This is a genomic window from Paenibacillus sp. J22R67 (assembly GCF_059692175.1).
Genome location: NZ_JCAUAX010000002.1, coordinates 1,207,953 through 1,234,437, shown reverse-complemented (window position 1 = coordinate 1,234,437; position 26,485 = coordinate 1,207,953). Strand labels below are relative to the sequence as shown.

Sequence of the window (26,485 nt, the reverse complement as noted above, 5' to 3'; positions counted from 1 at the left end):
ATAATGCTCATAGGAAATTGAGAAATAGGAGATGGTTATTTTGTCTAAAGCCCACAAAACGTTAGCATTTATTGGTTCCTATGCGGATTCAAGCAATCCAGGTGTGTATACGTGTCAATATGGGGAAAGTAATGGAAGTCTGGAAATCCTTCACGAAGTGGATGGTTTGCAAAATCCAACGTTTCTTTCCGTCGATAAGGAAAATTGGAGGCTCTATGCCATATCCGAAGGTACTGACGAAGGTGGGCAGCGGTGCGGAGCAGCAAGCTCTTATGACATTGACACAGCTTCGGGGAAATTGTCCTTTTTGAACAATGAGATCACGCTTCCAGCAACCACTTGCCATATCCAGCTTGATCATTCGAATCAAGTGATTATGGTTTCGAGCTATCACGGGGGCATGGTGGGTTTGTCGCCTGTCTTAGCGGATGGACGCATCGGTGAGAATTCAGATATTCAGCAGCACGAAGGCTCCAGCCTTTTGGATGTACAGGATAGACCGCGCGCTCATTCCGTTTTCTTGGATCGTACGAATACCTATGTAGGCGTTTGTGATTTAGGATTGGATAAAATAAAGCTGTACAAGCTCGACCTTGCTGCGAAAATGCTTCATCCTCATAGTGAGGTGTCTGTGGCTCCTGGGTCAGGCCCGCGGCATTTTGCCTTTCACCCGTCCTATAAATATGGTTATGTCATTAATGAGTTAGGTTCCACTGTAACTGCGTTTAGCTACAAGGAGGAGCAGGGCGAACTTTCTGAAATTCAAACGATTTCTACCTTGCCTGAGGCGTTCGAAGGTGAAAATGCTTGCGCGGATATTCACGTATCGCCTGATGGAAAGTATCTTTACGGCTCGAATCGCGGGCATGACAGCATAGTCGTGTACGCCATCGATGCAGAAACAGGCAAATTGACTCCTGTTGAATATGCACCTACGCTTGGAAAGCATCCGCGTAATTTTGCTATTTCACCAGACGGAGCACATCTATTAGTCGCAAACAAAGACTCCGATAACGTTGTATCGTTTGTAAGAGATGCGGCAAGTGGGAAGCTTCTGCCAACTGGAAGCGTGCTGACGCTGTCCAAACCGGTATGCATCAAATTTGCAATTGTAGAATAACATGACACCGTACACGGAGCGCGTTATCGAAATTATCCGTTCCATCCCTGAAGGCAAAGTGATGACCTACGGGCAGATTTCGCGGTTAGCGGGAAGTCCAAGAGGAGCCCGTCAGGTGGTGCGGATTTTGCATGCCATGAGCAAGAAGCATAAGCTGCCCTGGCATAGAGTTGTTAATGCGAAAGGTGAAATTGCGATTGCTGATGACGAGGGAGCCGAGCTGCAAAGCTTTCTGCTTCAAGCTGAAGGTGTTGAACTCGTAGAGGATCGCTTAATCTCGCTGGAGCGCTATCAGGCTCACATGGAAGAAAATAGTTAAACTGTCACATAAGCAGCCTCATTTCTTGCAACAATAAGAAGTGAGGCTTTCTTATGTCAGAAGGAAACTGTAGAATCTTGTCGAAGTGTAAAGCACAAAGCTAAGCATTATCGGGGGTTTAGAATGAGTCAACATCAAGCGCTGCCTTCATCGGTATACAATTTATTAACGATGCCGTCTAATCGCGCGCAGCGGCGGTTTGCTTATATCATTGGGGCTCTAGTAACTCTTATTTCTTTGTTTTCCGTGCCTTTTGTCCGCATTCAACTAGGAGAAATGGCAGCTTTCCAGCCAGCTATTTTCTCTACGGTTGTTTGTTTTGAAATCATCACGGCATATGTGATCTATAGTCAGTTCAAAATTTCCCGCCTACCAGCCGTACTAGCTCTTTTCGCGGGCTACTTGTTCTCCGCCGGCATGAGTTTAGTGTACATCCTCGCGTTCCCACGTGTATTTGCTGACAATGGGTTGTTCAACTCAGGACCACAAACATCCGTTTGGGTGTATGCGCTTTGGCACTTGGGCTTTCCGTTGGCAATCCTGCTTTATTTGTGGTTAGATGCCAAATATAGCAATGTGCGGTACAGCGCTCGAAAGGCAAAGCTAGCCGGCTGGTGTACATTAATCGGTACAATCGTATTGCTGGCAATATGCACGTTGTTTACAACACATTACGTCGAGCAGTTGCCAACCGTTTTGTCACAAGGACAGTTGCTGCCTGCTTTTGTTAAGCTTGTTGGAATACCAATCGTGGTACTAACGTTCATCACATTGTTGATTTTCTACTTTCGGACGAAAGCTAGCACGGTAACCTCTACCTGGCTGTGCGTTGCCATCCTTGCGATGATGCTGGATGTGATTATTGTCCTTTGTGGCGGTGGGCGTTTCAGTCTGGGCTGGTATGTGGCCAAGTGGAACTCCTTTGTCTGCTCGAATGTTGTGCTCGCTGGAATGATTTATGAATTTACGAAAATGTATCTGAACATGGCTGATCTTTTTAGAAAAGTCAAAGATAGCGAGCATAGCTACAAGGTGCTTCTTGGGGAAAGTCAGCAAGCGGAAAGAACAATCTCTGAGCAGAACACGATTATCGAGCAAATGCTGGAGTCCAGCCATGAAGCTATTGTCATGTGTGATACCGTAGGTCGAGTTGTTTTCGCAAATCGTCGTGTGGAGCTCTTTTTTGAAAATCCGATTAACAAAGGGGACTGCTTGTCAACGTATTGCCAAGGCATGCGAGCATCTGACGCTGCTTTTAAAGATGTCATTGAAGCCTATTTTAACCAAAGTATACCGCCTTTTCTGAAAAGGATTTCAAGGGTGTCGCTCTCTGGGGAAATGAAGCATTATGAGTGTTACGTGAATCCGATTGTTGACGAAGGTGCGGACACGCTTAGGGGGCATTTATTCGGTTTCAGGGACCGGACGGAGGAAGAGCGGATCGATGAGATGAAAAATGAGTTTGTTTCGATCATTTCCCATGAAATCCGAACTCCGTTGTCTTCGATCATGGGGTTTATTGAAATTTTGGCGACCCGCAGCGTCACTGAGGACAAGCGAGCCAAGTACGTGGAGACGATTCATAAGGAATCTATGCGGCTATCCAATTTAATCAACGATTTTTTGGACTTGCAGCGATTGGATTCAGGCCGGCATGCCTTTCATTTTCAAACGCTGAACGCAGCTCATTTGTTAGGTGAAATCGTGGATCAATGGCAGGGTAAAGACGGCCATGAGATTGAACTGCACATCCTTGACGAATCTCTCTTTATTCACGGGGACGAAGAACGTCTGAAACAGGTTTTTCATAATCTGATCTCCAACAGCATTAAGTATTCGCCTGATAAATCGAAGATTGATGTGTATGTGGAACGTGAGGATGGCTATGTTTTCATCAAAATCCAAGATTATGGACTCGGCATTCCAGCTGATGCGTTGGATAAATTATTTGCGAGATTTTATCGCGTGGATAATTCGGATCGCAGGAAAATCGGGGGTACGGGACTTGGACTCTCCATTGTTAAAGAAATCGTTGAAGCCCATCACGGTAAGGTGCTGGTAGAGTCGGAACTTGGCGGTGGGTCGATCTTTACTGTTCGGCTATCGGAAAGCTGGGAAGAATAGTTCATTTATTACATTTCACAACTATTGATTGAATGAATCCGTTATGTACCGCCCAAAAAATTAGCAAAAACATGCAAAAGAGTTACAAAGTCCATCTGTCGGGAATAGACTATCTGTATCAATAGGCCTTAGGACAGGAGGCATTTCTATGAATGAAAGAACCTTATATCTATTCGATGGCATTAATAAAAGCTCTGTGAAAACTATTGTCGAGCAAATCATGAAAATAAACCAATTTGATGATGACAAAGATAAGAAAGAAAAGGATTTTAAACGCGTTCCAATCGACGTTATCATTAATAGCAACGGGGGGAGCGTCTATGACGGTCTAGGTCTCATTAATGTGATCGAAAACAGCAAGACGCCTGTGCACACCTATGTGTATGGACTAGCTGCCAGTATGAGCTTGCTGATCGCTGTAAGTGGCCACAAAAGATATGCAGGCAGGCTTAGCACCTTTATGTATCATGCGGTTTCGACCCATATTGACGGTCATCTGGAATATTTGAAAAACCGGGTGGATGAAACGCAGAGGCTGCAAAACATTTATGATGAATATCTTTTATCCAAAACGAAGTTAACTCAGGATGAGATCCTTCGTGTGCAGGAGCATCAGCGTAATTGGTATATGAGTCCTGAGGAGGCTTTATCCCACGGTGTGATTGATGAAATTGTATAGCAATTGGGGAGAGAAGCCTAGGGGATTCTCTTTTTCTTTGTTTTTTATCTCTTTTTGGTGTTTAATGAGAGAAAGAGAGAAGGCTGGCAGCGACAGCTGCCGCCAAGTGCAAAGGAGACCCCAACTGTGTATAAAATTGTGTTTTTTGATATCGACGGTACACTTGTCAATGAGGAAAAACAGGTTCCTGCTTCCACGGTAACAGCTATTCATCAATTAAAGCAGCAAGGCATTGAACCGGTGATTGCTACCGGACGAGCCCCTTACTTCATCAAGCCCTTGGCCGAGCAGCTCGGGATCGATTCCTATGTATGCTTGAACGGTGGATATGCCGTATATCGGGGGGAGCCTCTGTACAGACGCATCATTGCCAAAAGCAGCATTGAAGCTTTGGTAAAACTTGCCGCGAAGTATAAACATTCCCTTGTATTTGAGGGGGAGCACCAGTTTTTTACGGACACGGAAGATCATCCATTCGTAACAGGATCCGTTTCGTCATTGAAGGTGGATTTGCCAGGTTATGACCCGGATTTCTGGAAAACGAACGATATTTATCAAATTTTCCTGCACTGTGAAGATACGGATGAGCATCTGTATGAAGAGCTCCAAACGGAACTTAAGCTCATTCGATGGCATCAGCATGCCATCGATGTTTTGCCGGCTGGAGGTTCCAAAGCCCAAGGGATTGCAGCACTGCTTGAGCTTGTAGGTATTAAACCGGAAGAAGCGGTTGCATTTGGTGATGGCTTGAATGATATGGAAATGCTTTCCTTTGTTGGCATGGGCATCGCGATGGGCAACTCCCACAAGGATTTGCTTCCTTATGCTGATCATGTGACAACACACGTGGATGAAGATGGCGTTCGCAATGGACTTATAACAGCAGGATTGCTCTAACATCGAAAGAACAAGATCAGGGTGAAAACAAATGAGAATAGCTTTTTTTGATTCAGGAATAGGCGGGATTTCCGTCTTACACGAAGCCATGAAGCAGTTGCCTCATGAGGATTTTCTTTATTTTGCGGATACGCTTCATGTGCCATACGGGACGAAATCCAAGGATGAGGTCCTTTCTTTTGTGAAACAAGCCGTGGAAACTATCAGCAAAGAAGAGGTTAGTGCGCTTGTTATTGCTTGTAACACGGCGACGAGCATTGCTATCTCGGAGCTTCGCAGCATATACGATATGCCGATCATCGGCATGGAACCTGCGGTAAAGCCGGCGCTTGCAATGAACCGTTCTTCGGGTAAAAGAGTGCTCGTGCTCGCAACGCCATTAACGCTCAAAGAATCCAAATATCGTGAGCTTGTTTCCCGTATCGATGATATGGGGATGGTGGATTCCCTGCCAATGCCGGAATTGGTCCAATTCTGTGAGCAATTAAATGTGGATAGCCAGCAAATTATCGATTATTTCCATGCTCAGTTAGCACCATTCGATCTGAGCATGTATGGTACGCTTGTCCTTGGATGCACGCATTATCCTTTTTTCAGGAGTGTATTGAAAAAGGTTTTGCCGGATCATATTCATATTGTTGATGGAAGCGCGGGGACGGTCAATCGGCTGATACAGCTGCTTAGCGATCGAGACCAGCTGCTAGGCAAAGGGAATTCCGATCTGAAATGGATGTGCTCGGATGGTAATCCGGCCTACTTGGAGAAGATGCGGAAGGCTCTGCAGCTTTTTGAGGTAGTTGGGGTATAAGAGTTGAATATGAGAACCCAAAAAGGCTGTCCTCCAGTAGATAAATCTACGTAGAGGACAGCCTTTGTTGTGCTAACTAAACTATATGCGAATCTCAAGTAGTTCGTAAGAAATAACACCCATTGGCGCATTTACGCTGATCTTATCGCCAACTTTTTTATTCATGAGTGAAACGCCAAGCGGGCTTTCGTAGGAAATTTTGTTTTCATTGACATTCGCCTCAGAAGAACCAACGATTTTGTACTCAATTTTCTCGGCGAATTCTACATCATTGAGCACGACTGTTGATCCAACTTGGACTTTAGACGAATCAAGATTCGTTACAACACGCGCTTTCTTTAACATTCTTTCGATCGTCAAAACTCTAGTTTCCATGAAGCCCTGTTCTTCTTTGGCCGAATGGTATTCGCTGTTCTCTTTCAGATCACCGTAGCTGATGGCAGTCTTAATACGGCTGGCCAATTCTTTGCGTTTAACGGTTTTTAATTCCTCAAGTTCTAGTTCTAAACTGCGTAATCCTTCGGGAGTTAGAATGATTTCATCATTGGACATTTTTACAGCTCCTCATGTATTCGATACTTGTTATAGTACTAAAGTAGCGAGGTCAAGTAAAGCAATCGTAAAAAAGCAACTTTTTAAGTGAGGAAACCTCTAAATAATGGAAGTAATTTACTTGAATTGGATGCGGAAGCAGTGAAATGAAGATGATGAGAATAAAACTGTTCACTTTCATGGTTGTTGCAGCAGCATTTGGTTTGGTTGGATCTGTGTCTCAGGCAGCTGCGGATACGATGTATGGAGGCTCATTTGCGCCTGAGGGACTTCGATTCCCTGCCGAGATAGAGTTGCTAGCCGAACGGCTTCATTATGAAATTAGCACCACCATAGGTAAGGATGAGGTTACACTCACCAAAGGTGACTATGCCTTCGATATGCAAGCGAACCAAAGCAGCGCTGTGGTACGCTGGAATGCTGGAGAAGGTAGGAAAGTTCCTCTGGAAAAGCCTGTTGTGCTTAACGAAGACGGTTGGTATTTGAATTTGAAAGATGTGATGGCTCTCTTTGGATTAACGAAGGTATTTGCTGGAAAGGACTACAGTTTATTCGAGAAGAATTACTCCGTAACGGCAGTTGACACTCCGGTAACCCTGAATAACGGACGATTGGAACTACAGGCATTCGTTGATGATTGGACCAGCAGGGAAGATTTTGAAGCAGGGAGAATGCCGCCGCTTCAACTGACAATCGTCGAGGACGGAGATGACGGAGGAGTAGGACATATTTCCGAGACCAAAGGAATTGTGAATCAGCCGGACCAAAGTTCAGCTGTTACTCTGTTTAGCATGAAAACATCATGTGCGTTAGCTGTGGGGACGCATCAAGTTGATGTTGTCTTGCACATTGGCGAAAGAATTATTTGGAGTAAAAACGTTGAGATAGCGGCTAAGTAACCTAAACATGCAGCCCGGTTCCTGAGTGGAAATGGGCTGTATTTTCTTTTTGGCTCGCACGTAGGATGGCGTATTTAGCAGAAATAGCGCCCTGTAGTTCCCTACGCCCGACAGAAGGGAACCGGTGAGAAACTCGCCCTGCAATTCCATCCTGTTTCTTGGCATTTTTCCCTATCTTACCAATGGTTTAAAAGCCTCAACATTAATTGATAGACAAGGCTTTCCTATCCTACTATACTACTGAAAGAGACAATTATTTTCGGATGGTGTCGAAAAACCAAGTTTTACATAGTGTCAACTTTGTAATATCCATTTTACAACCTATAGAAAGTGTGAACATCTTCATGAGAATAAACTCCAAAGTCATCTACATTACCTTAATTATCGTTATTCTGTTGCTGGTGACGAATAATACTTCGTATTATTGGTATACGAAATCACTGTTAACAGAAGCATTATCGATGAGGATGGAGTCGACGGCCAACCAAATACGAACTTCCATTGAACTGTCAGAGGAAGGATCCTTCTTCGTGGAAGATTTAGTTGGAGAGAATCTGCGCTCTGTCGCTGTATTCGCCGCGAGCAAGCTTGATCCAGATATCGATAAAGTATCCAATGAACAATTGGTTCAGCTTGCCAAACAAGCGGGGGTCGATGGTTTTTCGCTGATGAAGCGGAGCGGTGTTGCAAACGATATCATGGTTGGCAAGTCATCAGAACCCAAAGAACTTCAAATCAAAAGCACGATTCCTTTCGGCTACTGGTTTACTGCCTTCGATCAATTAATGACAAACCATAAAGTCACGATTCCTGAAGGTCAGAAGCTGCAGAATTTCTGGTCCGGTATTTACGAGGTTCCAGCATCAGGCTCAAGCAATGTCAGTAAATTTGGTTACTATTACGATGGCTCAACCAATTATATTATCTGTGTGTTTGTGAATGCCGATAAAATTCAGCGCTTTAAAGAAATTGTTGGTGCGGATACCGTTGTAAAGAAAACGCTTGCGGCTAATCAGGATATTTTGGAAATATCAGGACTGCACGGGGTTACGTTCGGCACGAAGCCTATTGAGTACAAAGGCAGTGATGGCAAAGCTTTCATTTCGGTGTATGATCGGCCGTTGCTGTTTGGTTCGTACAACATTACGAGCGACAATGATTTGAAGCATTATAAAGAGTCCATTGAAAACAATAAACCGGTTAGCATTGTAGAGAGTTGGAATGGTAAGCCGATTCTCAAAACCTTCGTTTACGTTCCTGTTAAGAACAAACTCACCGAAGTGCAACGAGAAGTTCCGTATGTCATCTCAATTACGTCAGATTATCAATCGATTCAAGAGACTTTAAACAAGCAGCTCGTTCAGCTTATGCTTATCGTTGTTCTGTTTACCGTTTGCAGCTGCATTTTTATTTATTTTGTATTCCGATTTATTACCAAAAGCCGTGAAACCGCGGTTCAATCCACGCAAGAAATGTATATTCAAAATGTGGATTTGATGTTTGCAACGATTCGCAGCCAGCGGCATGACTTTTTAAATCATGTGCAGACGATGTATGCGCTGCTTGCGAATGGCAAAAAAGAAGACCAAATGAAGTACATGAAAGAATTGCTGGAAGAAATTAACGAAGTGAATGATATTATTCGTATCGGCCATCCGGCGATCGCAGCTTTGATCCAGGCGAAGTTTGCACTTGCTATGCGTACGAAGATTGATTTTCATTATGAATTTACGGGACTTGATGGCTTAGCTTTAGGGGTAAAATCCGTTGATCTCGTGAAGATTATCGGTAATTTGATTGATAATGCTTTCGACGAGGTTAATAAATTCCCGCCAGGCGAACGCGAGGTTAGTGTGAACGGATGGTCGGAATCGAATCAAGTGACGATTTCCGTTTCCAACCCTGTACTGCCGGATTTCCAAGTTGAGGACTACAATCAAATGTTTACGATCGGCTACAGCACCAAAGGTGATGGTGAACATCAAGGATTAGGTTTATCGGTCGTAAAAGAGCGCATTGAGCACTACAAAGGGACGATCGAAGTGAGTGTGGAAGATGGCTGGATTTGCTTTAAAATATCAATTCCGATGCAGTAAATATAAAGCCCCTTCCTTTCTGTTTAAGCAGAGAGGAAGGGGCTTTTCTTTAAAGAACGGGATACACATAAAGCTTAAAAGGGATCAACAAGGTGATTGCCAAAAGCAGCCAACGGAATACGGTTTCACTTGTAGATCCAGTATCAATGGCAATGAATTTTGGCAGCAGACGAATTTTCATAGGGAGAGGCCAAAATAGTTGAATGCCTCGCTCATTGAGCAAATCAATGAGGGGATGAGATGCGTAAGACACAATGAAAACCCAGAAGTACAAGGGTGACATCGGCAATGAGATCATCATCAGCAAAAGAATAAAGATAATGGAGTGGGTTAACGTCCGATGGCGCACCTTCAGGATTCGAAGCAGGGCAGACAATGGGAATAGAACTTTGGCCATCGTCGAGCCCGGTTTGTCGACATCGGCCAGCGTCCCTGCTAAGCAGCCCAGCAGGAGGGCTCCAGCCGTGTCCCATGAAAAAAAGCTTACATGTTGATAAGCGAGTACGAGTTCTGCCGATATGAAACCGGCAATACTGTGTGTTTTTTGCAGCATAAGTTAACCCCTAAGTCTAATTTATTTATAACTGTATAGCATTCGGAGACGAAGCGATTTTTTAGTCGGATTTCGCTCACACGAAGCATATGCAACAAACAGCGTATCACATCCTAGTGAATTGTGTGGTCATTTCTTTCAAATTGGTAGGAAGAATGCGAGATTAGGGTGTTTGGAACTAGGAGCAGTTACCTACCATGAGTCAATATTGAGGGGCTTACTAGTCTATGAGCACTTTTTGAATATACTTTTATACGTTATAATAGACATATAGTTGAAATAGTGAAGGGGCTAACTCCGATGCCAGTCTTTAATGCCATGGAAACGATCGTCGTCAATATGTTTGATGAGTTTCAGAAAAAATATGAATTGAAATGTGATTGCAATAAGTGTAAAGACGATATGCTAGCTTTGGTTTTAAACAAAATCCCGTCCAGATATACGTCAAGTGAAAAGGGAACTTTATTTGTTAAAGGATTGTACATTAACCCGCAGCTGCAGTCCGATGTCATGCGTGAGTTAATGGAAGCAGCGAATATTGTCGCTGATCATCAGCATCATGAAGTCTAGCAACCATATTGAATAGTGAGCTAGTCTCCATTTCAGGGGACTGGCTTTTTTATATGGCATGTCATTCGACAATATAGTATAATTATCGACGAGTTTCGTATATTTCGAACATAATTCGTTAACCTTTGTCGAACAAAAATACTTTGACTAATTCCGAGTTATTTAGTAGGATATACAAAAGAGTATTCTATATAAAATATATTCATCAAGGGGAGAGATTCACATGAAAAAAGCTTTAATTTCTATGTTTGCTGTTACAGTGCTGTTAACAGGCTGCGCAACTGCAAAGACAGACACAGCAGCACCTAGTGCTGAAGCGACGAAAGCAGCTACAGCTAAGTCAGATAAGAAAGTCATCCTTATTACGCCAGAGAAGATTGGTTTGAATCCATTTTTCGCACAAGAAGATGAAGGTGTTAAGAAAGCAGGTCAAGAGTTTGGTGTTACGGTCAAAACGGTTGAATCCACCGATGCAAGCGCTATTGAACAAAATTTACGCGCTGCTGTTGCTGATAATTATGATCTCATCATTACAAGCTCTTTCGAGTCCGAAGATGCTCTTAAGAAAGTAGCGGCTGAGAATCCGAAGAAATCCTTCGCAATTATTGATACGGTTGTTGATCTTCCGAACGTTCGCAGTGTAGTTTTCCGTGAGCATGAAGCTTCCTACTTGCTAGGCGCAGCAGCTGGTCTTGCAACTAAGAAAAATGTCGTAGGTATGGTTGCGGCACTTGATATCCCGCTCATTAAGAAATACACAGTTGGCTTCCAAGAAGGTCTGAAGTCAACGAATCCTAATGCCAAATTCATCGTTAACTACGTAGGTAGCTTCACGGATCCAGCCAAAGCTAAAGAATTAGCGTTAACGCAATTCTCACAAGGTGCAGATTTCATTGCTGCCGCTTCTGCTGTTGGTGATCTAGGCGTGTTCGAAGCTGCGAAAGAAAAAGGCTTCTTCACATCTGGACAAGATATCGATCGTACAGTAACGGATCCACAGCATATCGTCCTTTCTCAATTAAAAGGAACAGATGCCGTGGCCTACCAAACGGTGAAAGATTTCGTAAATGGCACGTTTAAATTCGGATCCGTTGATTACGGTTTGAAAGAAGACGGCGTTGGTCTTACTTTCGTGACCAAGGATAGCAAATCTACACTAAGTCCGTTCATTGGACAAGACGTCGTCACGAAAGTTAAAGCGATTCGCGATGATATCGTTTCTGGTAAAGTGAAAGTTGAGAATCCAGTTAAATAATTAGCACGATCATTTCATATCGACCTTGGGAACTGTTTACGGAGACGTAAACAGTTTCCTCATGTCTAGACAGAGGAGCGAAAAACCGTCATGCTGCTTCAAATGCGTCAAATTATGAAAACATATGGCAATTTAACAGCGAATTCAAGTGTTGATTTTTCGCTGCGTCAAGGTGAGATTCATGCATTAGTGGGGGAAAATGGAGCTGGAAAAACAACGCTAATGCGTATTTTGTACGGCATGGAGCAGCCAACGGCAGGCCACATCCTTTTGAATGGCAAAGAAGTGGCCTTCACGAATCCTACGGATGCGATCCGTCATCGAATTGGCATGGTGCATCAACATTTCATGCTCTTTCCTTCTTTTACAGTTGCCGAAAATATCGTTATTGGTAATGAACCTAAGTCAGGGCTCAAATTCGACCGCAAAAAGGCTGTTAAGCAAGTAGAAGCATTGTGCGAGCAGTATCGCTTGCCGATTGATCCGAATAAGAAAGTGGCGGATATTCCTCTTGGAATGCAGCAGCGTGTGGAAATTCTGAAGGTGCTGTATCAGGGAGCAGATATTATTATTTTGGATGAGCCTACGGGGGTACTGACGCCGCTTGAAGCGAAGGAACTTCTTGTTATTATGAGAAACTTAGCCAACCAAGGAAAGAGCTTTATTATCATCACCCACAAGCTTCATGAAGTGATGGAAATTGCTGACCGGGTTACCGTCCTTCGTGATGGGAAAGTAACTGGGGAGCTGGATGCAGGGGCAACCAATATAGAGGAATTGTCCAAGCTGATGGTGGGCAGGGATCTGCTGCCGACGACCAAAAGCAAAGTGAAGCTTGGTGATACCGTTCTACAGGTCAAGGATGTTTCGATTATGGGAGACAAAGGTAAGCCTGTGCTGGATCAAGTCAGCTTTCAGGTCAAAGCGGGGGAGATTGTTGGCATCGCTGGTATTTCAGGGAATGGTCAATCTGAACTCATTCAAGCTATTTCAGGACTCCAATTAATTGACCGCGGGGAAATTCGATTGCTTGGCGACAGTCTGAAGGGGCGCTCCGTACGGGAGATTAGAGACATTGGTCTTTCACATGTCCCGGAGGATCGTTATCAATGGGGTGCGGCCAAAGAGGGCACTGTCATAGAAAACGGAACGATGGGTCATCACAGAACCCGCAGCCGTAAAGGTTTTTTACAAGGAACAGAGCTGCGACAAATGGTTAATGGCTTCATTCAGCAATTTCAGATTAAAGCAGGCTCACAAGATGCGAAGGTGAAATATTTATCCGGCGGTAATCTGCAAAAGCTGATCGTAGCTAGAGAAATTGCGCAGAAACAACCATTTCTTATTGCAGCAGAACCCACTCGTGGCGTTGATATTGGAGCTATGGAGCTGATTCATGAAGAATTGCTTCGCAAACGTGACGAACAGGGCGCGATATTATTAGTTTCCTCGGAGCTAACAGAAATTCTCAAACTATCGGATCGCATTATTGTCATGTACGAAGGACGAATAGCTGGCGAGATTTCTGCAGAGAAGGCAACGGAGGAACAGATTAGCTTGTGGATGGCGGGAGGAGTTTCTCATGCTTAAAAGTCGGTTTCCTATAAGCGCTTGGGTCCAACCGCTGCTTGCCGTCATCATCGGATTAGTTGGCGGTGCCATTGCCATTTCTTTGATTGGCGGATCCATTATTGACACATATGCACAGATGTGGAAAGGTGCTTTCGGCAATTTCTTTTTCATTACGAATACGCTAACCCGGGCGACGCCGCTGATTTTGGTAGGTTTAGGCGTATCGATTGCTTTCCGTGCAGGCTTTTTCAACATGGGATCAGAAGGACAGATGATTCTGGGCGCATTATCCAGCGCAATGATCGCTCTGTATTTGCCTGGGCCTGCACTATTTAAATTGTTAGCAGCTATACTGGGCGGAATTATTGCCGGCGGCATTTGGTCGGCTTTTGCAGGGTGGCTTGACGCCAAGTTCAGAATGAATTTGATCATTACAACACTGCTGATGAATTACATAGCTGCTTTATTTGCTGGCTATATGGTCGCCTATCCTTTTAAAGATAAAACAGGTTCAGCTGCTCTCGCTCAAACGATGATGATTGAGAAAGGGGTATGGCTGCCCAAATTATTTCAAGGGATGAGTATTCACGGCGGATTTATTATTGCGATTGCTCTCGCTGTCCTCCTCTATTTGTTTATTAAATATACGGTTGCAGGTTATGAAATTCGGATGTTAGGATACAATCCGCTTTTTGCTGGATACGGGGGCGTGAATAGAGGGAAAGTGATGCTGACCAGCATGTTTGCCAGTGGCGGTTTTGCTGGGCTAGCTGGTGCTATCGAGGTTCTCGGCATGCAGTATCGCTACACAGATGGAATGATAACGAATCCTGGTTATGCGTGGTCTGGCATTATGGCAACCCTGCTATCAGGCGCTCATCCATTAGGTACAGCAATTGCGTCTGTACTTCTTGCAGCTTTGCAAACCGGAGGTATGGGTGTTGAGCGAAATACGAGCATTCCATTAGAGATTTCAAGTGTTATTCAGTCTTTGCTCATCTTGTTCGTTACAGCGAAGTTCAGTTATACCCTTTGGAAACGACGGAAAGGAGGTAAAGGCGATGCAGCATCTTCTTGATGTGTCTTTATTCAGTTCGATGATTCGGATGGTGGCACCAATCCTGCTTGCTGCACTCGGTGGGGCGATTTGTTCCAGAGTCGGCTTGTTTAACGTGGGTTTGGAAGGTTTCGTCTTAGTCGGGGCATTCTCGGCGATAGTAGGCAATTTTTACACAGGCAATGTGTTGGCAGCTGTTCTTATTGCCGTTGCGGTCACGATGCTCTTTTCATTGATTTTTGCTTATATAAGTATTCATTTGCAAGCGAATGTCATTGTAGTTGGTATTTCTTTTAATTTCCTGGCGCTGGGGTTGACTGCGTTTAGCTTAAGAGCGATTTTTCATGTCAAAGGCGCTTTCTATGATAAAAATATGATCGGACTGCCGAAATGGGATATTCCGTTTATCAAAAATATTCCCATAGTCGGCGAGATTATTTCCGGGCATTCACCGCTTGTCTATTTGGCCTTTATCCTTGTATTTGTCCTGCAGTATTTCCTGTTCAAGTCCGTACTCGGATTCCGATTGATCGCGGTTGGTGAGAATCCGGTTGCCAGCAAAAGCATTGGGATCAAGGTAAATCGGATGCAGTATTTGGCTGTGCTTATCTGCGGAGTGCTCTGCGGACTGGCTGGGGCTCAGCTTTCGCTGGGGCAAGTGACGATGTTTACAGAAGGGATGACAGCTGGAAGAGGGTTTATTGCGCTTGTAGCAACGATGTTAGGGCAAGCTAATCCGATCGGTGTCATGGCTTCCAGCTTGTTATTCGGTTTGATGGATGCGTTTAGTATCCGATTGCAGGGCTTCTCCCTGCCCACCCATTTCACACAAATGCTGCCTTACGTTGTGACGCTGCTGGCTATGCTTTTCTTCCGGAGAAGCAATTATTTGGCTGATGCACAGAAGGCGAATGGCAGTTCCCGATAAGGAAGAAACGGAGGATGACAGATGAACAAAGATAGCAAAGCTGAACGTATCAAGCGGATGAGTATTCCTGCTGTAGAGGTTCCCCAGGAGATTGCAGACAGGGTCCCGCCTGGACAGGTTGTCACTGAGAGATTTCCGATCCTTCACGAAGGTGAAGTGCCGAAGTATGATATGTCCACGTGGTCGTTACGTGTGTTTGGTGAGGTTACGGAGGAGAAAACGTTTAGCTACGAAGAGTTGCTCGCGTTACCTCGAACGCAAATCGTTTGTGATATTCACTGCGTAACGCGTTGGTCCAAGCTGGATACGGTTTGGGAAGGCATACTCTTTCGAGATTTCCTTAAGCTGATCAACGTAAAACCAGAAGGCAAGTACGTCATGCTGCATGCAGATAATGAGTATGAAACGAATGTTCCACTCGAAGACCTTATGGGCGATCAGATTTTGCTTGCCATGAGCTATGACGGCAAACCGCTTACGCCTAAGCATGGGTGGCCGCTGCGTCTTGTAGTACCGCATTTATATTTCTGGAAAAGCGCCAAATGGATTCAGGGCATCGAATTCATGAAGGAAGACCGTGAAGGATTCTGGGAACGCAATGGTTTCCATAATGTAGCTGACCCTTTTGAAGAACAGCGATTCTCAGGGGAAGCCATTCCGATTCCGGAAGACGAGTGGGTCAGAAAGGAGTTCGATTAAATTGAAATTATCCATTTTACAGGTAAATTCAGAGGATTTGAGTCCATTCGCGATTGTCTGTGGAGATCCGTTCCGAGCAGAAGCAATCGCACGCAAGCTGGACAACGTTCGCGAGCTTGCTTTTAGCAGGGAATATCGGACTTTCGTCGGCGAAGCATCTGGCATAGCCATAACCGTGGTCAGTCATGGCGTAGGATCTCCAGGAGCAGCTGTCTGCTTTGAAGAGTTGATCAAAGGCGGCGTAAAGACGTTGATTCGTGTTGGAACAGCGGGCTCTTATTCAGAAGACGTCCCTCCAGGAAGCTTGGTGGTAAGCACTGCTGCGGTAAGGGAAGACGGTTTGACCCGTCAGCTAGTACCGCTAGGCTTCCCCGCAGTAGCCGACTCAGACGTTGTACGAGCGCTGTTTGAAGCTGCAAGCGAGACGGACGGTCTTGTGAAGAAGGGGATTACAGTTACTTTGGATGCCTTCTTCCAAGGTGTGGAGGAATTCCCTCACAAGAAATATAAGCGTGCAGGGGCTTTGGCCGTTGAGATGGAAATCTCTGCGTTATACGTCATTGCATCGCTCCGCGGAGTGCGTGCAGGAGCGATTGTCGCATTGGATGGTTACGCAGATGCGGATCTGAGAGAAGTATATAACCCCCACACGGACGTGGTTTCCCTTGCTGTTGAGCGGGAGATTGAAGCCGCTATACGTGCCATTGTCAAACTGAACCAGTAGCATGGTGAAATAGAAAAGAGGTCAATCAGCTTAAGCTGGTTGGCCTCTTTTAACATTCATACTACTGCATAAGTCCCTAATTCACCCCGTTTCCATCTGTAGGCTGAAGCATCTTATTCCCTTATCTGCGGTTAACATCGAAAATGTGCTTGAACTGATTAAACTTATCGACCGCTTGCGCACGGGATTTGACGCCTAGTTTTTCGTAAATTTTGCGAACATAATTATCGACTGTACGTTTGCTCATATGGACTTCATCTGCCATCTGTTCATTGGTTAAGCCTTGAACGATCATCGTCATCATATTTACTTCATCATCGTCCAATAAATCCGTCTGATGCAAATTCCCGCTTGATACTCTCATTTTGTGAAAAACAGGAACAGGTACAACCGTAAAGTTCTCCATCAAGAGGATTACTAAGCTCTTGATGAGCGTCCCGCTGGATTCTTTTGAAATTACCGCGCTAACCTCCAGCCCAATCAAATGATTGTAGAGATGGGATAATTCGATGCCAGAGAAGATCACTAGATGTGTTGTAGGATATTTTCCTTTGATGATTTTGGCAACTTCATCACCGTACTGGTCCGGTAAATTAAAGTCTAGAAATACAATGTCCGGTACATGCAAGTCCATGAGTTCTAGGCATTGTTTGGCATTACCGGCAATTCCAACAATTTGCACGCCGTCAATCTGCATTAAAGTACTGGAAGTTGCTTCAGCCATTAATGGGTGATCATCTACAATTAAAATTTTTGATTGCTTGTTCATGCAGTACTTCCTTCCTAAGTAGGTATGGGAATCCGAATGGTAAGCTCAACGCCGCTTCCCTTATCTGATAGAAGCTCTAGATGTCCACTCAAATGTAAGACTCGGCTTTTCATCTGTTCTAATCCAAAGCCGGAGTTAGCAATCGTTAGAAGCCTTTTGTCCTTGGCGAGGGCTTGTGGATCTATACCAATCCCATCATCCTTATAAAATAAACACAAGTAATTCTCAACGACAGTTAATTTAATGATGACGTTAGAAGCATTTGAATGCTTCTTGGCATTGTGCATAAGCTCTTGAAAGATACGGAATAAGTGCTTCTTGATATCGATATCGAGCCTTTCAATCATTAATGCTCCTTCAACTTGGAACTCAGTTTCATATTCATTTAACCCAATATCCAGATCCAATGTTGCTTGAATGGTTTGAATTAAACCAATATTTTGAAGCAAGTGTGGATTTAGCTCGAAGCAGCTTTGACGTAAGCTTTCATTGACCAAATCCAGATGCTTGATAGCTTGAATCACCTGCTGTTTATCTTCGTTATTGTTGATAAAAGATATTAATCTTCTACGCACTAATAAAATGTCCTGCATAGTCGTGTCATGCAGATCCGTAGCAATTCTATATCGCTCTTGTTCTTGTAGTTCAAAAAGCGATTTACGAAGCCAAACAACGTCTTGCCCGGCCTCTTCATTGGGAATTTGAGAGGCTAAATCATGTAATTTGACCGTTAGCTTGCGGATCAGATAGATATTTTCCAAGCTTACAGCCAAATAAGAGATGATCAGACTTAACCACTGACGTTCCTCTAGACTAAGCAGGGTGTTGGTCTTTTTCCTTGCCGTGACTAAATAGCAGGAATACTCTTCGTTTTGATTAATAACAAAAATAGAATACTTCGAGTCATCCAATCGATTTTCGCGCAGATATTGTTCGATTTCGTTTAAATTCAAAACTCCCTCGCCAATGGTTTCCATGGAATTCGGATATTGAAAAACGATAGCGCCACCGTAGACGTTGAGTGTACTTACGATGTCTACTAGAATGATATCTTTTAATTCACGAAAACTCGTAATTGTCCGCAAATTTCTTGCAATTTTCTTTAGTGCAAGCTGCAAGTAAAACTTTTTTGGAAACATGATGGCATCCAGCTTTGTTACGAAATATTCAAGTACATAAAGCAAGAAGGAGATCGTAGTTAAAATAAATAAAAAGCTTAGCGACATATTTTTCACGGTGACTTCTTTGCTGAAAATCAAGGCAATCATGAGAACGATTAGTATGCTGGGAACCATCGAAATAAGCGTCGTATACACAATTCGACGAAGTAAAATATGAATATCAAACAATTGCTTGGTTACGATCATATAAGTGAACGATAACGGAAATAACACGACAAAATATCCGGTGTACAGTGATTTAACGAGCGGCGCGCCTGTGAACAAAATAGGTAGAAAGGATAGAAAAGCTAACGGTGCGGTCGAAATAAAGAGGGCGAACCAGACAAGCTTAATGATGGCTTGAATGGAAGAATTCTCCCTGCGATATTTGAAATACACATAAAATAGCAATCCGATATTTAGTAAGAATCCGCACAAGAATAAAAGTAGGACAGAAAGATAGTCTAGTATATAAAACTTGTATGTGTCCAGCGGCGTGAAATAGATGCATCTTCCAATAAAACTGAGCAGCATAAAGCTATATACATATTTCAAATAGGTGGTCGGCAGTGAGACTCCGCTCTTTTCTTTGAAAAACAACGTTAGAAAATGAGCAAAGACAAACGGCATGATCATGACAAGATTACTGATCAGCACTTTCGCCAAACTATCTCCGCGAGCGGAAGGGGGGATGCACATGAAAATGATACCTATAATGAGAAAGACAAGCGATAGCAGACGAGCTGATTTGGAATGGGGAATTTTCCACAAGATCATAAATGAGATACAAAGACAAATAATTTCTCCAAACAAAGAGATAAAGTCAAAGGCAGGTTGAACGATCTCTTCTAATGAAATCGTTGCTTGCTGGCCATTCCTGGTGAAAGTAATCGTATTAGCTTGCTCGATCGTGGCCCATTTTCGGACAATTTTATTTTCGTTAGGGTCTTTTCCGTTCACGTATATAATTTTGTCGCCAATTCGAAGCCCCAGATCCAGCTGGATTTGTTCAATTTGAAACGACTTGATACGCCATTCCATTTGCTCATTTCTTTCTAACTGAATCCCATAAAACGTGTGCTGAAAGGTGACAAATAAAAACCAGATCTGCATGCCTACCAAACAAAATGATAGAAGAATTTTATATAATTTGTGATTCAACCACTATATCTTCCTCTCAATGACTGCTATAATAGCAGATGTTACTTAACTTAGGTCAATAAGGGGGTATGTGTATGATTAGTGCAACATGGTCACCAGATTTATCAACAACAATTGCTTCTCTGAAAAAATTGGATTTGAGCGAGAGATTGTCTGCACTTAAAGGTCTGACTGGTGTCTCAGATCCCGAAAAACAGGCAATTATGAAAACGTTTACCAATTCTAGGAAAAACGAACCGAAAGAAGAATTTTGGTTTTAATTAAATAATGTTGTTACTTGATTTTACCAAATCTCTCAAAAAGATTGCAATTAGATTTTTAAAATCTAGCTGTAATCTTTTTTTTGCGCAATAAAATGTGCGTTTTTTTGAGAGTCAGAGGTGTATTTACGAAAATAATTATTGCGCTGATATTCCGAGCGCTTCGATATATGATGTAAGTAGGTAATTTTCCAGAATCATGTAAATAAGGAGGGATTTCATAATGAATAACGAACAGTTTGAATGTATGTTTGATACGGTGTTAACGGATGTTGTTAATCAAACCTACAGCACGCTTTCTCTGCCCTCAAAAGAACAAATCCAAATTTCCATGAAAAAGATGATGGATCTCATCGAAGCCAATCATCGGTGGAATACTGGGAATGAGCGATAAGAAGATGAATCGGTGGAGTACTTACGAGCCTTTCGCTGCTGAACTTTCAGGTAAACAAATCGCTGACCTCGTCGTAACCGGTCATGCTCATTCCCGCTTTGGGGAACGCGTTACGCATGAAAAAGCGAATCTCGAAGAGGTTAACTTATTTGTACGCAAGAAACTTGAAGACGAACGAATTAAACCAAGTAGCCGCAATGAACCGACGATGTTTATCATTGATGATGATGTAGAAATGGTAGCTGAATTCGAACTGATCGAAGCAAATGAGCTTCAGGCAGGCCATTCGCAATATAAAATGATCGTCGTGACCTTCTTGGGACGGTTGTCTGATAACAGTGAATATACGGATTTACAATCTTAATATATATCTCAAAAATGGTTGGGCAGAGCAATTCTGTCTGATCATTTTTTATTTACGAGGACTTTGGAACTAAATTAGTATGGGTGGAAGAAGGATTTTCCAATTCATTGTCGAAAACAATTGTCGAAAACAATCGAAAAAGATGTTGACGACAAAGGGGATATCATATGTTACATAGTGTTCGTTGGTTCAGAAAACACTTGGTGGTTCGTATTGTAGCCGCTGTCATGATCGTTATTTTGGCATTGTCTGCTGGTTATATCACAATGGAATTTCGAAACGCCAAGCATGCGGGGATGGAGGCGATATCCAGTTACGGTATAAGGCTTTCAGATAGCTATACCAAAGGCATGGACATTGGTCAATTAGAACAATTTTTGAAAGATCCTAAGGAAAATGATCTCTATTGGCAAATAAGACAGCAACTGGACACATATCGTACGCAAATTGGAGCGCTATATGTCTATGTGGTGCGTTTCGATGATCAGAAGAGACCCCTCATCATGATTGATGGACAACCTAAGGGCTCGGACGTCGCTTCTCCAATCAATGAGGAGACGGACATAGCTGCAACTGAAGTTGAAACGTTGTTGAAAGGCGTTTCGGCAAGCTCAGCGATTATCGATAATCCGAAATACGGCAAATACATTTCAACCTATTCACCTGTGAAAAATGCCGAGGGCAAAGTCATTGCTGTTCTTGGTATTGATACCGAGGCAGGCGTGACGGAGCAAATATCCTCCAGTGTCCTGAAAAGCAATCTGCCGATTTATGGACTTATGCTTGTTCTCACAATTCTTGGACTTGGACTCGTTATGCTTGTTGTATCCCGTGCTCTACGTCCTTTGCAGTGGATTGGGGCAGGTGCGGAGAGCATAGCTAAAGGAGATTTCTTAAACGCAAGGAAGCAATTAGCTGCTAACCCGGTCAACTCTATCGACGAAATCGGTTTGGTCTATCGAGCGATGATGAAAATGTCTAATGACATCAATGATATGCTTCGTACGATTGTATCCAATGTTTCGCATACATCGGAGCAGTTTGTGGTAACCACCCAGCATTTCAATGTACAGGCTCATCGTTTGCTGGAGATGAATACGAATGTGAATACGTCACTCCAAGTGGTGGCTGATGGTGCAAATACCGTACAATTCAGTACCAATGAGAGCGCTCGCTCCATGGAAGAAATGGCAACGGCTATCCACCGGATATCCGAAGCATCCTTGACTGTTGCTGATGCATCAGGCAACGCACTGCAAAGTGCACAATCGGGGCAATCGATCGTTCAGAATATGAATGGACAATTCGTGACGATTACCACGGCTACGGAAGAAGCACTCCATCGAGCGGCTACCCTTCGCGGTCATTCAAAGGAGATCGGCATTGCCTTATCTTCCATCTCCGATATCTCGGAGCAAACGAAATTGCTCGCCTTGAATGCATCAATCGAAGCTGCGAGAGCCGGAGAACATGGAGCAGGCTTCGCGGTAGTAGCCGGAGAAGTACGTAAGCTAGCGGATCACGCTGCAGAATCGGCTAAGCTTATCGCGTCTTTATTGCAAAATATTCATCGCGAGATTGAGCGAATGGGAGAGGCGATGGAAGCAGGGCGGAGGGAGATTCAAACGGGTGCGGAGCTTTCCAAAAAAGCAGAAGAGTTTTTCCGTCATATTGTGGAACAATTCCGCTTCGTATCTCAGCAGATTCAAGAGATATCTTCGGTAACAGAAGAAATGTCCGCTGGCTCCGAGGAAGTTGCAGCCTCTGTTGTCGATATCGCGCATATTGCGAAATCGTCATCGGACGGCACGTCGAATATCCATAAGCTGACCCATGAGCAGCTCAAAATTGCCCAGGAAATCGCAGATTCGGCAGATGCGTTAAGCGGACTTACAGATGAAATGCGGAAGTCGATCGAGCAAATCAAGGTTTAATTGATTTCGGCGTCCCAAATTATATATAAAAGAGGCTATCCCTCGGTCATTTGATGACTTTGGGACAGCCTTTTTTGTCTACGGAGAGGAACCCGAGTGAGTGTGTTCTTTTTAACTAACGCCGCTCTCCTGTGGTCAGTTTTACTGACTTTCCTTGCTCACCCAAAACGTCACAACATCACCTTGTAGTCCTTTTGTCCCAGGTTGAGGGTCTTGCTTAAAGACCGTACCGTTGGGAGAAGTGCTTGCTTCAATGACATATTTGTAACGTATTCTCAAAGCTAAGGCTTGTTGTTCGGCATCAGCAAGTGTACTTCCGACCAAGTTAGGGATTTCTACCTCCACCGGCTGCTCATTGGTATCCCCAACAGATTTCGTTGGGATAGGCGTAGGGGAGGGGCTACTTGACTGTGGAGTCGGGGTAGCGGTTTGTACAGGTGTATTGACAACAGGCTGCTTCTCCTCCGAGGATGGCCAAAGAATCCAACCAGCAATTACAACAACGAGAACGGCAGATGCTCCGATACCAACTTTACGTAGCCGGCTCTTTGTGTAAGTTTGCTCAGTTTCTTCTTCCTCATCCATTTCCTCTTCCTCTTGGGCGACCTCCTGCGCCTTCTGGGACCGTGAAGGACGCTGAATGGATGCAGCTAAGGTTTCTTCCTTAAAGCTGGATGGCTGCAAGCTGCGCAAGCCAAAGACGAAGGAGGACAAGGAGGCTTGGCCTTGACAGATGAGCTTCACCAGCTTAATAAGTGCAGCTTTCTGTTCGGGAGTAGCAGATGGGATCGGAGTACGTTCTAGCTGCGTATGGATCACTTCAAACGGAGTAGTGCTCGGCTGTGTACCGCTAAAGAGCTGCAGCATCAAGCGGCATAGACCGATAGCGCCTTGTGTCTGCGCATCTCCCTCGTCCCAATAATTGATAACAGTAAGCTTATTGTGATCGTCTAACCACAGGTTTTCGGCGGCAACGGAAAATCCAGTAATCCGCTCCTCCAAGGCGTCAAGCAGGGAGACACCCAGATCTGCGATCATGGCGATATTTTGATGGAACGTCCACGGCTTCTTATTGATTAGGCGAGAAAATAAAGATCCTGGCTTGGCTTGTAAAATAATGGTTACAGAATCTTCTTCTACGGAAGTGTCCAGAATATGCTGAAAACCGTCATGGATGAAAGCGGCCTTGTGATGAAGGGTTCGCATATAATCTGCGCCAATCTGTCCGGGAACAAGTTTTATGTTATAAAGAAGAACTTTACGAGTCAGAAATACATCTTCTCCATCATGAAGAGTGCCCTGAGGTAAACTGATGATCCGGGTTCCCGGTATGTATCGTGTACCCATCTTGTTATGCATGGAATATCCATCCTCTCTTGATGGCATCATTTGAGCATTGCCTATATTATATATGATTCGGTGAGATATAGGAATTTTAGTAGTCTACTCGCTAAAACAACACGGAAAAGCGAATTTTTTGGTTATAACAAATCAAGATTGTTCGGATTAGGTGGGGTGAAAATAGGAGTAAAGTCGAGTTAAGATCTAGAGGTGAAGATAATTACTTCATTGACTTTACTGTACACCTTTTCGCCTAGTTTTGGAACAAGGCTTCAGCAAATTAAATGAGAATTTTATAATTCTTAGCTTATCTAGGCTACAATATTTACGAAAATAATTACAAGACCCAATTCCGCTGAAAAACAGTGTCGTTTTTCAGTTTTTTCTGTTTCTATTGAACTAAAAGTCTATGATTCAAATTGCCTAGATGGTATGATAGTTTACAGATGATTTTACAATATGATCCAAATCGAGGGGGAATTATGGTGAAAAAAGTCGCAATTTTGGGTGGCGGTGTCGCTGGAATGAGCGCAGCGCATGAATTGATTACAAGAGGTTATGAGGTATCTGTCTATGAGTTTAAGACTATACCCGGCGGGAAAGCGAGAAGCATGCCTTATGTAGGAAGCGGAGTTGATGGGAGAAGAGATCTTCCGGGTGAACATGGCTTTCGACTATTTCCACGTTTTTACAGACATGTTATTGATACTTTACAACAAATACCCTATGAAAACGGAACCGTGTATGATAATTTAATGGAAGTGACGAGGCTGGATATTGCGACTTTTACAGCACCATTGCTCCCATTGCTCGCGAAGATTGAATTCAGTCTTGATAACTTCCTAGTTGTTATCCGTGATCTTTTCGATAATAATCTGGGTTTGACGATGGACGACATGGAGCAATATGGTAGAAAGTTATGGCAAGTCATGACCTCCAGTGAGGAGCGTATCCGCGAGGAATATAATCTGATCGATTGGTGGACATTCATCGAAGCGGAGCAGCAATCCCCGGCCTTCCAAAAAATATTCGCGGGTTTCACCAAAACACTTGTAGCTTGCCAGTCCAAGATCGCTAACACACAAACGGTAGGTCCTGTAGCCGCACAGATGACACTAGACATCACGACACCAGGTACAAGCTTTGTTCGACTTTTGAACGGCCCTACGAATGACAAATGGGTGAACCCATGGTTATCCTTTTTAACGGAAAAGGGTGTTGACTATCATTTGGCTGCGAAAGTGGAGAGCATCGATTGTGTCGATGGTGTCATCCGAAGCGCGAAGGTAACGGAGAACGGCGAAACTTTTGACGTTGAAGCGGATTATTTCATTGCCGCATTCCCAGTAGAGGTGATGGGGAAATTCATTACTGGCGCAATGTTAGAAGCAGACCCAACACTTGCTGGTGTTCAGAAGTTGGTTGATTCTGTGGCATGGATGAACGGGATCCAGTATTATTTGAAAAAGGATGTTACAATTACGCATGGCCATGTTATTTATTTGGATGCTCCTTGGTCGCTCACATCCGTTTCACAGAAACAATTCTGGCCAGATGTTCATCTGAGCGAGTATGGCGATGGCACGGTTCAAGGCGTACTGTCTGTAGATATTTCTGATTGGGATACACCAGGAATTCTATACGGTAAGCCAGCCACGCTTTGTACGGCTGAAGAGATCAAAGAGGAAGTCTGGGCACAGATGAAGAAAAGCCTGAATGTGGATGGAGCCGTTATTTTGGAAGACGAAGTCCTGCATTCCTGGTTCCTGGATACCGATATCCAGTTTGATAATCCTGAACATGCGTGCACGAATATGGAACCACTCCTTATTAACCGTGTAGGGACTTGGGATTACCGCCCAGAAGCGTACACCGCTATTCCGAATTTGTTCTTAGGGGCTGATTACGTTCGTACGAATACGAATCTTGCGACGATGGAAGGTGCCAATGAAGCAGCGCGCCGTGCGGTTAATGCGATTCTTGAACGAGACGGTTCGAAGGAAAAGCCATGTAAAATATGGGAAATGTATACCTTTGAGCTGGGGCATCTCGATATATTGAAGCCTTATCATGTACATGATAAGCACCGTTTTGAGAAAGGTCTTCCTTGGGACGGCAAGATGATAGGTTGGTAATACATAGCAGGTAGTACATAGCAGATAATACATAATTCCAGGCCAATGCGCTCCTTAATTGCTAAGGGGCGTTTGTCTGTGGAAGTACCTGGCAGCAAGTTTTACTAGGAGGATT

Annotated in this window: 25 protein-coding genes; 20 read left to right on the top strand and 5 right to left on the bottom strand. The window is 43.9% G+C overall.

Annotated features, from left to right (window positions below):
* Positions 1-31 precede the first annotated feature (31 nt).
* From AC58VC_RS11885 to murI, 6 genes are all read left to right on the top strand, one after another.
* On the top strand, positions 32-1,120 hold the full coding sequence (locus AC58VC_RS11885) for a lactonase family protein (protein WP_497368944.1): 1,089 nt from the start codon (positions 32-34) through the stop codon (positions 1,118-1,120).
* A gap of 1 nt (position 1,121) precedes the next feature.
* The gene (locus AC58VC_RS11880; RefSeq protein WP_497368943.1) at positions 1,122-1,439 is read left to right on the top strand and encodes an MGMT family protein; all 318 of its coding nucleotides are present in this window, start codon (positions 1,122-1,124) and stop codon (positions 1,437-1,439) included.
* Positions 1,440-1,562: 123 nt separating this feature from the next.
* A complete protein-coding gene (locus AC58VC_RS11875; RefSeq protein ID WP_497368942.1) occupies positions 1,563-3,563 on the top strand; it encodes an MASE4 domain-containing protein in 2,001 nt (666 codons plus the stop codon).
* Between the two features lie 148 nt (positions 3,564-3,711).
* Positions 3,712-4,242: an ATP-dependent Clp protease proteolytic subunit gene (locus AC58VC_RS11870; protein ID WP_497368941.1), complete on the top strand. Its 531-nt coding sequence runs from the start codon at positions 3,712-3,714 to the stop codon at positions 4,240-4,242.
* Positions 4,243-4,368: 126 nt separating this feature from the next.
* Positions 4,369-5,139, top strand: a complete 771-nt coding sequence (locus AC58VC_RS11865) for a Cof-type HAD-IIB family hydrolase (RefSeq protein ID WP_497369028.1) — start codon at positions 4,369-4,371, stop codon at positions 5,137-5,139.
* A 31-nt stretch (positions 5,140-5,170) separates the two neighbouring features.
* On the top strand, positions 5,171-5,947 hold the full coding sequence (murI, locus tag AC58VC_RS11860) for a glutamate racemase (protein ID WP_497368940.1): 777 nt from the start codon (positions 5,171-5,173) through the stop codon (positions 5,945-5,947).
* Between the two features lie 81 nt (positions 5,948-6,028).
* Here murI and greA read toward each other — a convergent pair whose 3' ends face one another.
* Positions 6,029-6,499 carry a transcription elongation factor GreA gene (greA, locus tag AC58VC_RS11855; RefSeq protein WP_497368939.1) on the bottom strand — a complete coding sequence of 157 codons (471 nt, stop codon included), beginning with the start codon at positions 6,497-6,499 and terminating at the stop codon, positions 6,029-6,031.
* A gap of 155 nt (positions 6,500-6,654) precedes the next feature.
* Here greA and AC58VC_RS11850 point away from each other — a divergent pair, with 155 nt between their 5' ends.
* Together AC58VC_RS11850 and AC58VC_RS11845 are read left to right on the top strand one after the other, a co-directional pair.
* Positions 6,655-7,398, top strand: coding sequence for a hypothetical protein (locus AC58VC_RS11850; protein WP_497368938.1), 744 nt, complete (start codon positions 6,655-6,657; stop codon positions 7,396-7,398).
* A 344-nt stretch (positions 7,399-7,742) separates the two neighbouring features.
* The gene (locus tag AC58VC_RS11845) at positions 7,743-9,494 is read left to right on the top strand and encodes a sensor histidine kinase (RefSeq protein ID WP_497368937.1); all 1,752 of its coding nucleotides are present in this window, start codon (positions 7,743-7,745) and stop codon (positions 9,492-9,494) included.
* 49 nt (positions 9,495-9,543) lie between these two features.
* Here the strand turns inward: AC58VC_RS11845 and AC58VC_RS11840 are convergent, their stop codons facing one another.
* Positions 9,544-10,047 carry a metal-dependent hydrolase gene (locus AC58VC_RS11840; RefSeq protein ID WP_497368936.1) on the bottom strand — a complete coding sequence of 168 codons (504 nt, stop codon included), beginning with the start codon at positions 10,045-10,047 and terminating at the stop codon, positions 9,544-9,546.
* 300 nt (positions 10,048-10,347) lie between these two features.
* Here AC58VC_RS11840 and AC58VC_RS11835 point away from each other — a divergent pair, with 300 nt between their 5' ends.
* From AC58VC_RS11835 to AC58VC_RS11805, 7 genes are all read left to right on the top strand, one after another.
* Positions 10,348-10,617 (top strand): late competence development ComFB family protein, encoded by a 270-nt coding sequence (locus AC58VC_RS11835; RefSeq protein ID WP_161406248.1) that lies wholly within the window; start codon positions 10,348-10,350, stop codon positions 10,615-10,617.
* Positions 10,618-10,840: 223 nt separating this feature from the next.
* On the top strand, positions 10,841-11,872 hold the full coding sequence (locus AC58VC_RS11830; RefSeq protein ID WP_497368935.1) for a BMP family lipoprotein: 1,032 nt from the start codon (positions 10,841-10,843) through the stop codon (positions 11,870-11,872).
* A 90-nt stretch (positions 11,873-11,962) separates the two neighbouring features.
* Positions 11,963-13,462 carry an ABC transporter ATP-binding protein gene (locus tag AC58VC_RS11825; RefSeq protein WP_497368934.1) on the top strand — a complete coding sequence of 500 codons (1,500 nt, stop codon included), beginning with the start codon at positions 11,963-11,965 and terminating at the stop codon, positions 13,460-13,462.
* Positions 13,455-14,522, top strand: coding sequence for an ABC transporter permease (locus AC58VC_RS11820; RefSeq protein ID WP_497368933.1), 1,068 nt, complete (start codon positions 13,455-13,457; stop codon positions 14,520-14,522). The genes AC58VC_RS11825 and AC58VC_RS11820 overlap by 8 nt, the downstream gene beginning before the upstream one ends.
* Positions 14,506-15,429 carry an ABC transporter permease gene (locus AC58VC_RS11815; RefSeq protein WP_497368932.1) on the top strand — a complete coding sequence of 308 codons (924 nt, stop codon included), beginning with the start codon at positions 14,506-14,508 and terminating at the stop codon, positions 15,427-15,429. Before AC58VC_RS11820 ends, AC58VC_RS11815 begins: the two co-directional genes overlap by 17 nt.
* Positions 15,430-15,450: 21 nt before the next feature.
* Positions 15,451-16,128, top strand: a complete 678-nt coding sequence (locus AC58VC_RS11810) for a sulfite oxidase-like oxidoreductase (protein ID WP_497368931.1) — start codon at positions 15,451-15,453, stop codon at positions 16,126-16,128.
* Between the two features lies 1 nt (position 16,129).
* A complete protein-coding gene (locus AC58VC_RS11805; RefSeq protein WP_497368930.1) occupies positions 16,130-16,852 on the top strand; it encodes a nucleoside phosphorylase in 723 nt (240 codons plus the stop codon).
* Between the two features lie 121 nt (positions 16,853-16,973).
* Here the strand turns inward: AC58VC_RS11805 and AC58VC_RS11800 are convergent, their stop codons facing one another.
* Both AC58VC_RS11800 and AC58VC_RS11795 read right to left on the bottom strand, forming a co-directional pair.
* Positions 16,974-17,621, bottom strand: coding sequence for a response regulator transcription factor (locus tag AC58VC_RS11800; protein WP_497368929.1), 648 nt, complete (start codon positions 17,619-17,621; stop codon positions 16,974-16,976).
* Positions 17,622-17,635: 14 nt separating this feature from the next.
* Positions 17,636-19,942: a sensor histidine kinase gene (locus AC58VC_RS11795; protein ID WP_497368928.1), complete on the bottom strand. Its 2,307-nt coding sequence runs from the start codon at positions 19,940-19,942 to the stop codon at positions 17,636-17,638.
* Between the two features lie 74 nt (positions 19,943-20,016).
* On the opposite strand from AC58VC_RS11795, the gene AC58VC_RS11790 reads away from it, so the two are divergent.
* The 4 genes from AC58VC_RS11790 to AC58VC_RS11775 all read left to right on the top strand — a co-directional run bounded on the left by AC58VC_RS11790 (position 20,017) and on the right by AC58VC_RS11775 (position 22,894).
* Complete coding sequence (locus AC58VC_RS11790) at positions 20,017-20,202, top strand: hypothetical protein (protein WP_497368927.1); 186 nt, start codon at positions 20,017-20,019, stop codon at positions 20,200-20,202.
* A gap of 223 nt (positions 20,203-20,425) precedes the next feature.
* Positions 20,426-20,596 carry a hypothetical protein gene (locus AC58VC_RS11785; protein WP_497368926.1) on the top strand — a complete coding sequence of 57 codons (171 nt, stop codon included), beginning with the start codon at positions 20,426-20,428 and terminating at the stop codon, positions 20,594-20,596.
* The gene (locus AC58VC_RS11780) at positions 20,586-20,960 is read left to right on the top strand and encodes a hypothetical protein (protein WP_497368925.1); all 375 of its coding nucleotides are present in this window, start codon (positions 20,586-20,588) and stop codon (positions 20,958-20,960) included. Before AC58VC_RS11785 ends, AC58VC_RS11780 begins: the two co-directional genes overlap by 11 nt.
* Before the next feature lie 167 nt (positions 20,961-21,127).
* Positions 21,128-22,894, top strand: coding sequence for a methyl-accepting chemotaxis protein (locus AC58VC_RS11775; RefSeq protein WP_497368924.1), 1,767 nt, complete (start codon positions 21,128-21,130; stop codon positions 22,892-22,894).
* A 141-nt stretch (positions 22,895-23,035) separates the two neighbouring features.
* Here the strand turns inward: AC58VC_RS11775 and AC58VC_RS11770 are convergent, their stop codons facing one another.
* Complete coding sequence (locus AC58VC_RS11770) at positions 23,036-24,253, bottom strand: PASTA domain-containing protein (protein WP_497368923.1); 1,218 nt, start codon at positions 24,251-24,253, stop codon at positions 23,036-23,038.
* A 464-nt stretch (positions 24,254-24,717) separates the two neighbouring features.
* On the opposite strand from AC58VC_RS11770, the gene AC58VC_RS11765 reads away from it, so the two are divergent.
* Positions 24,718-26,370 (top strand): hydroxysqualene dehydroxylase, encoded by a 1,653-nt coding sequence (locus AC58VC_RS11765; protein ID WP_497368922.1) that lies wholly within the window; start codon positions 24,718-24,720, stop codon positions 26,368-26,370.
* The last annotated feature ends 115 nt before the right edge of the window (positions 26,371-26,485 follow it).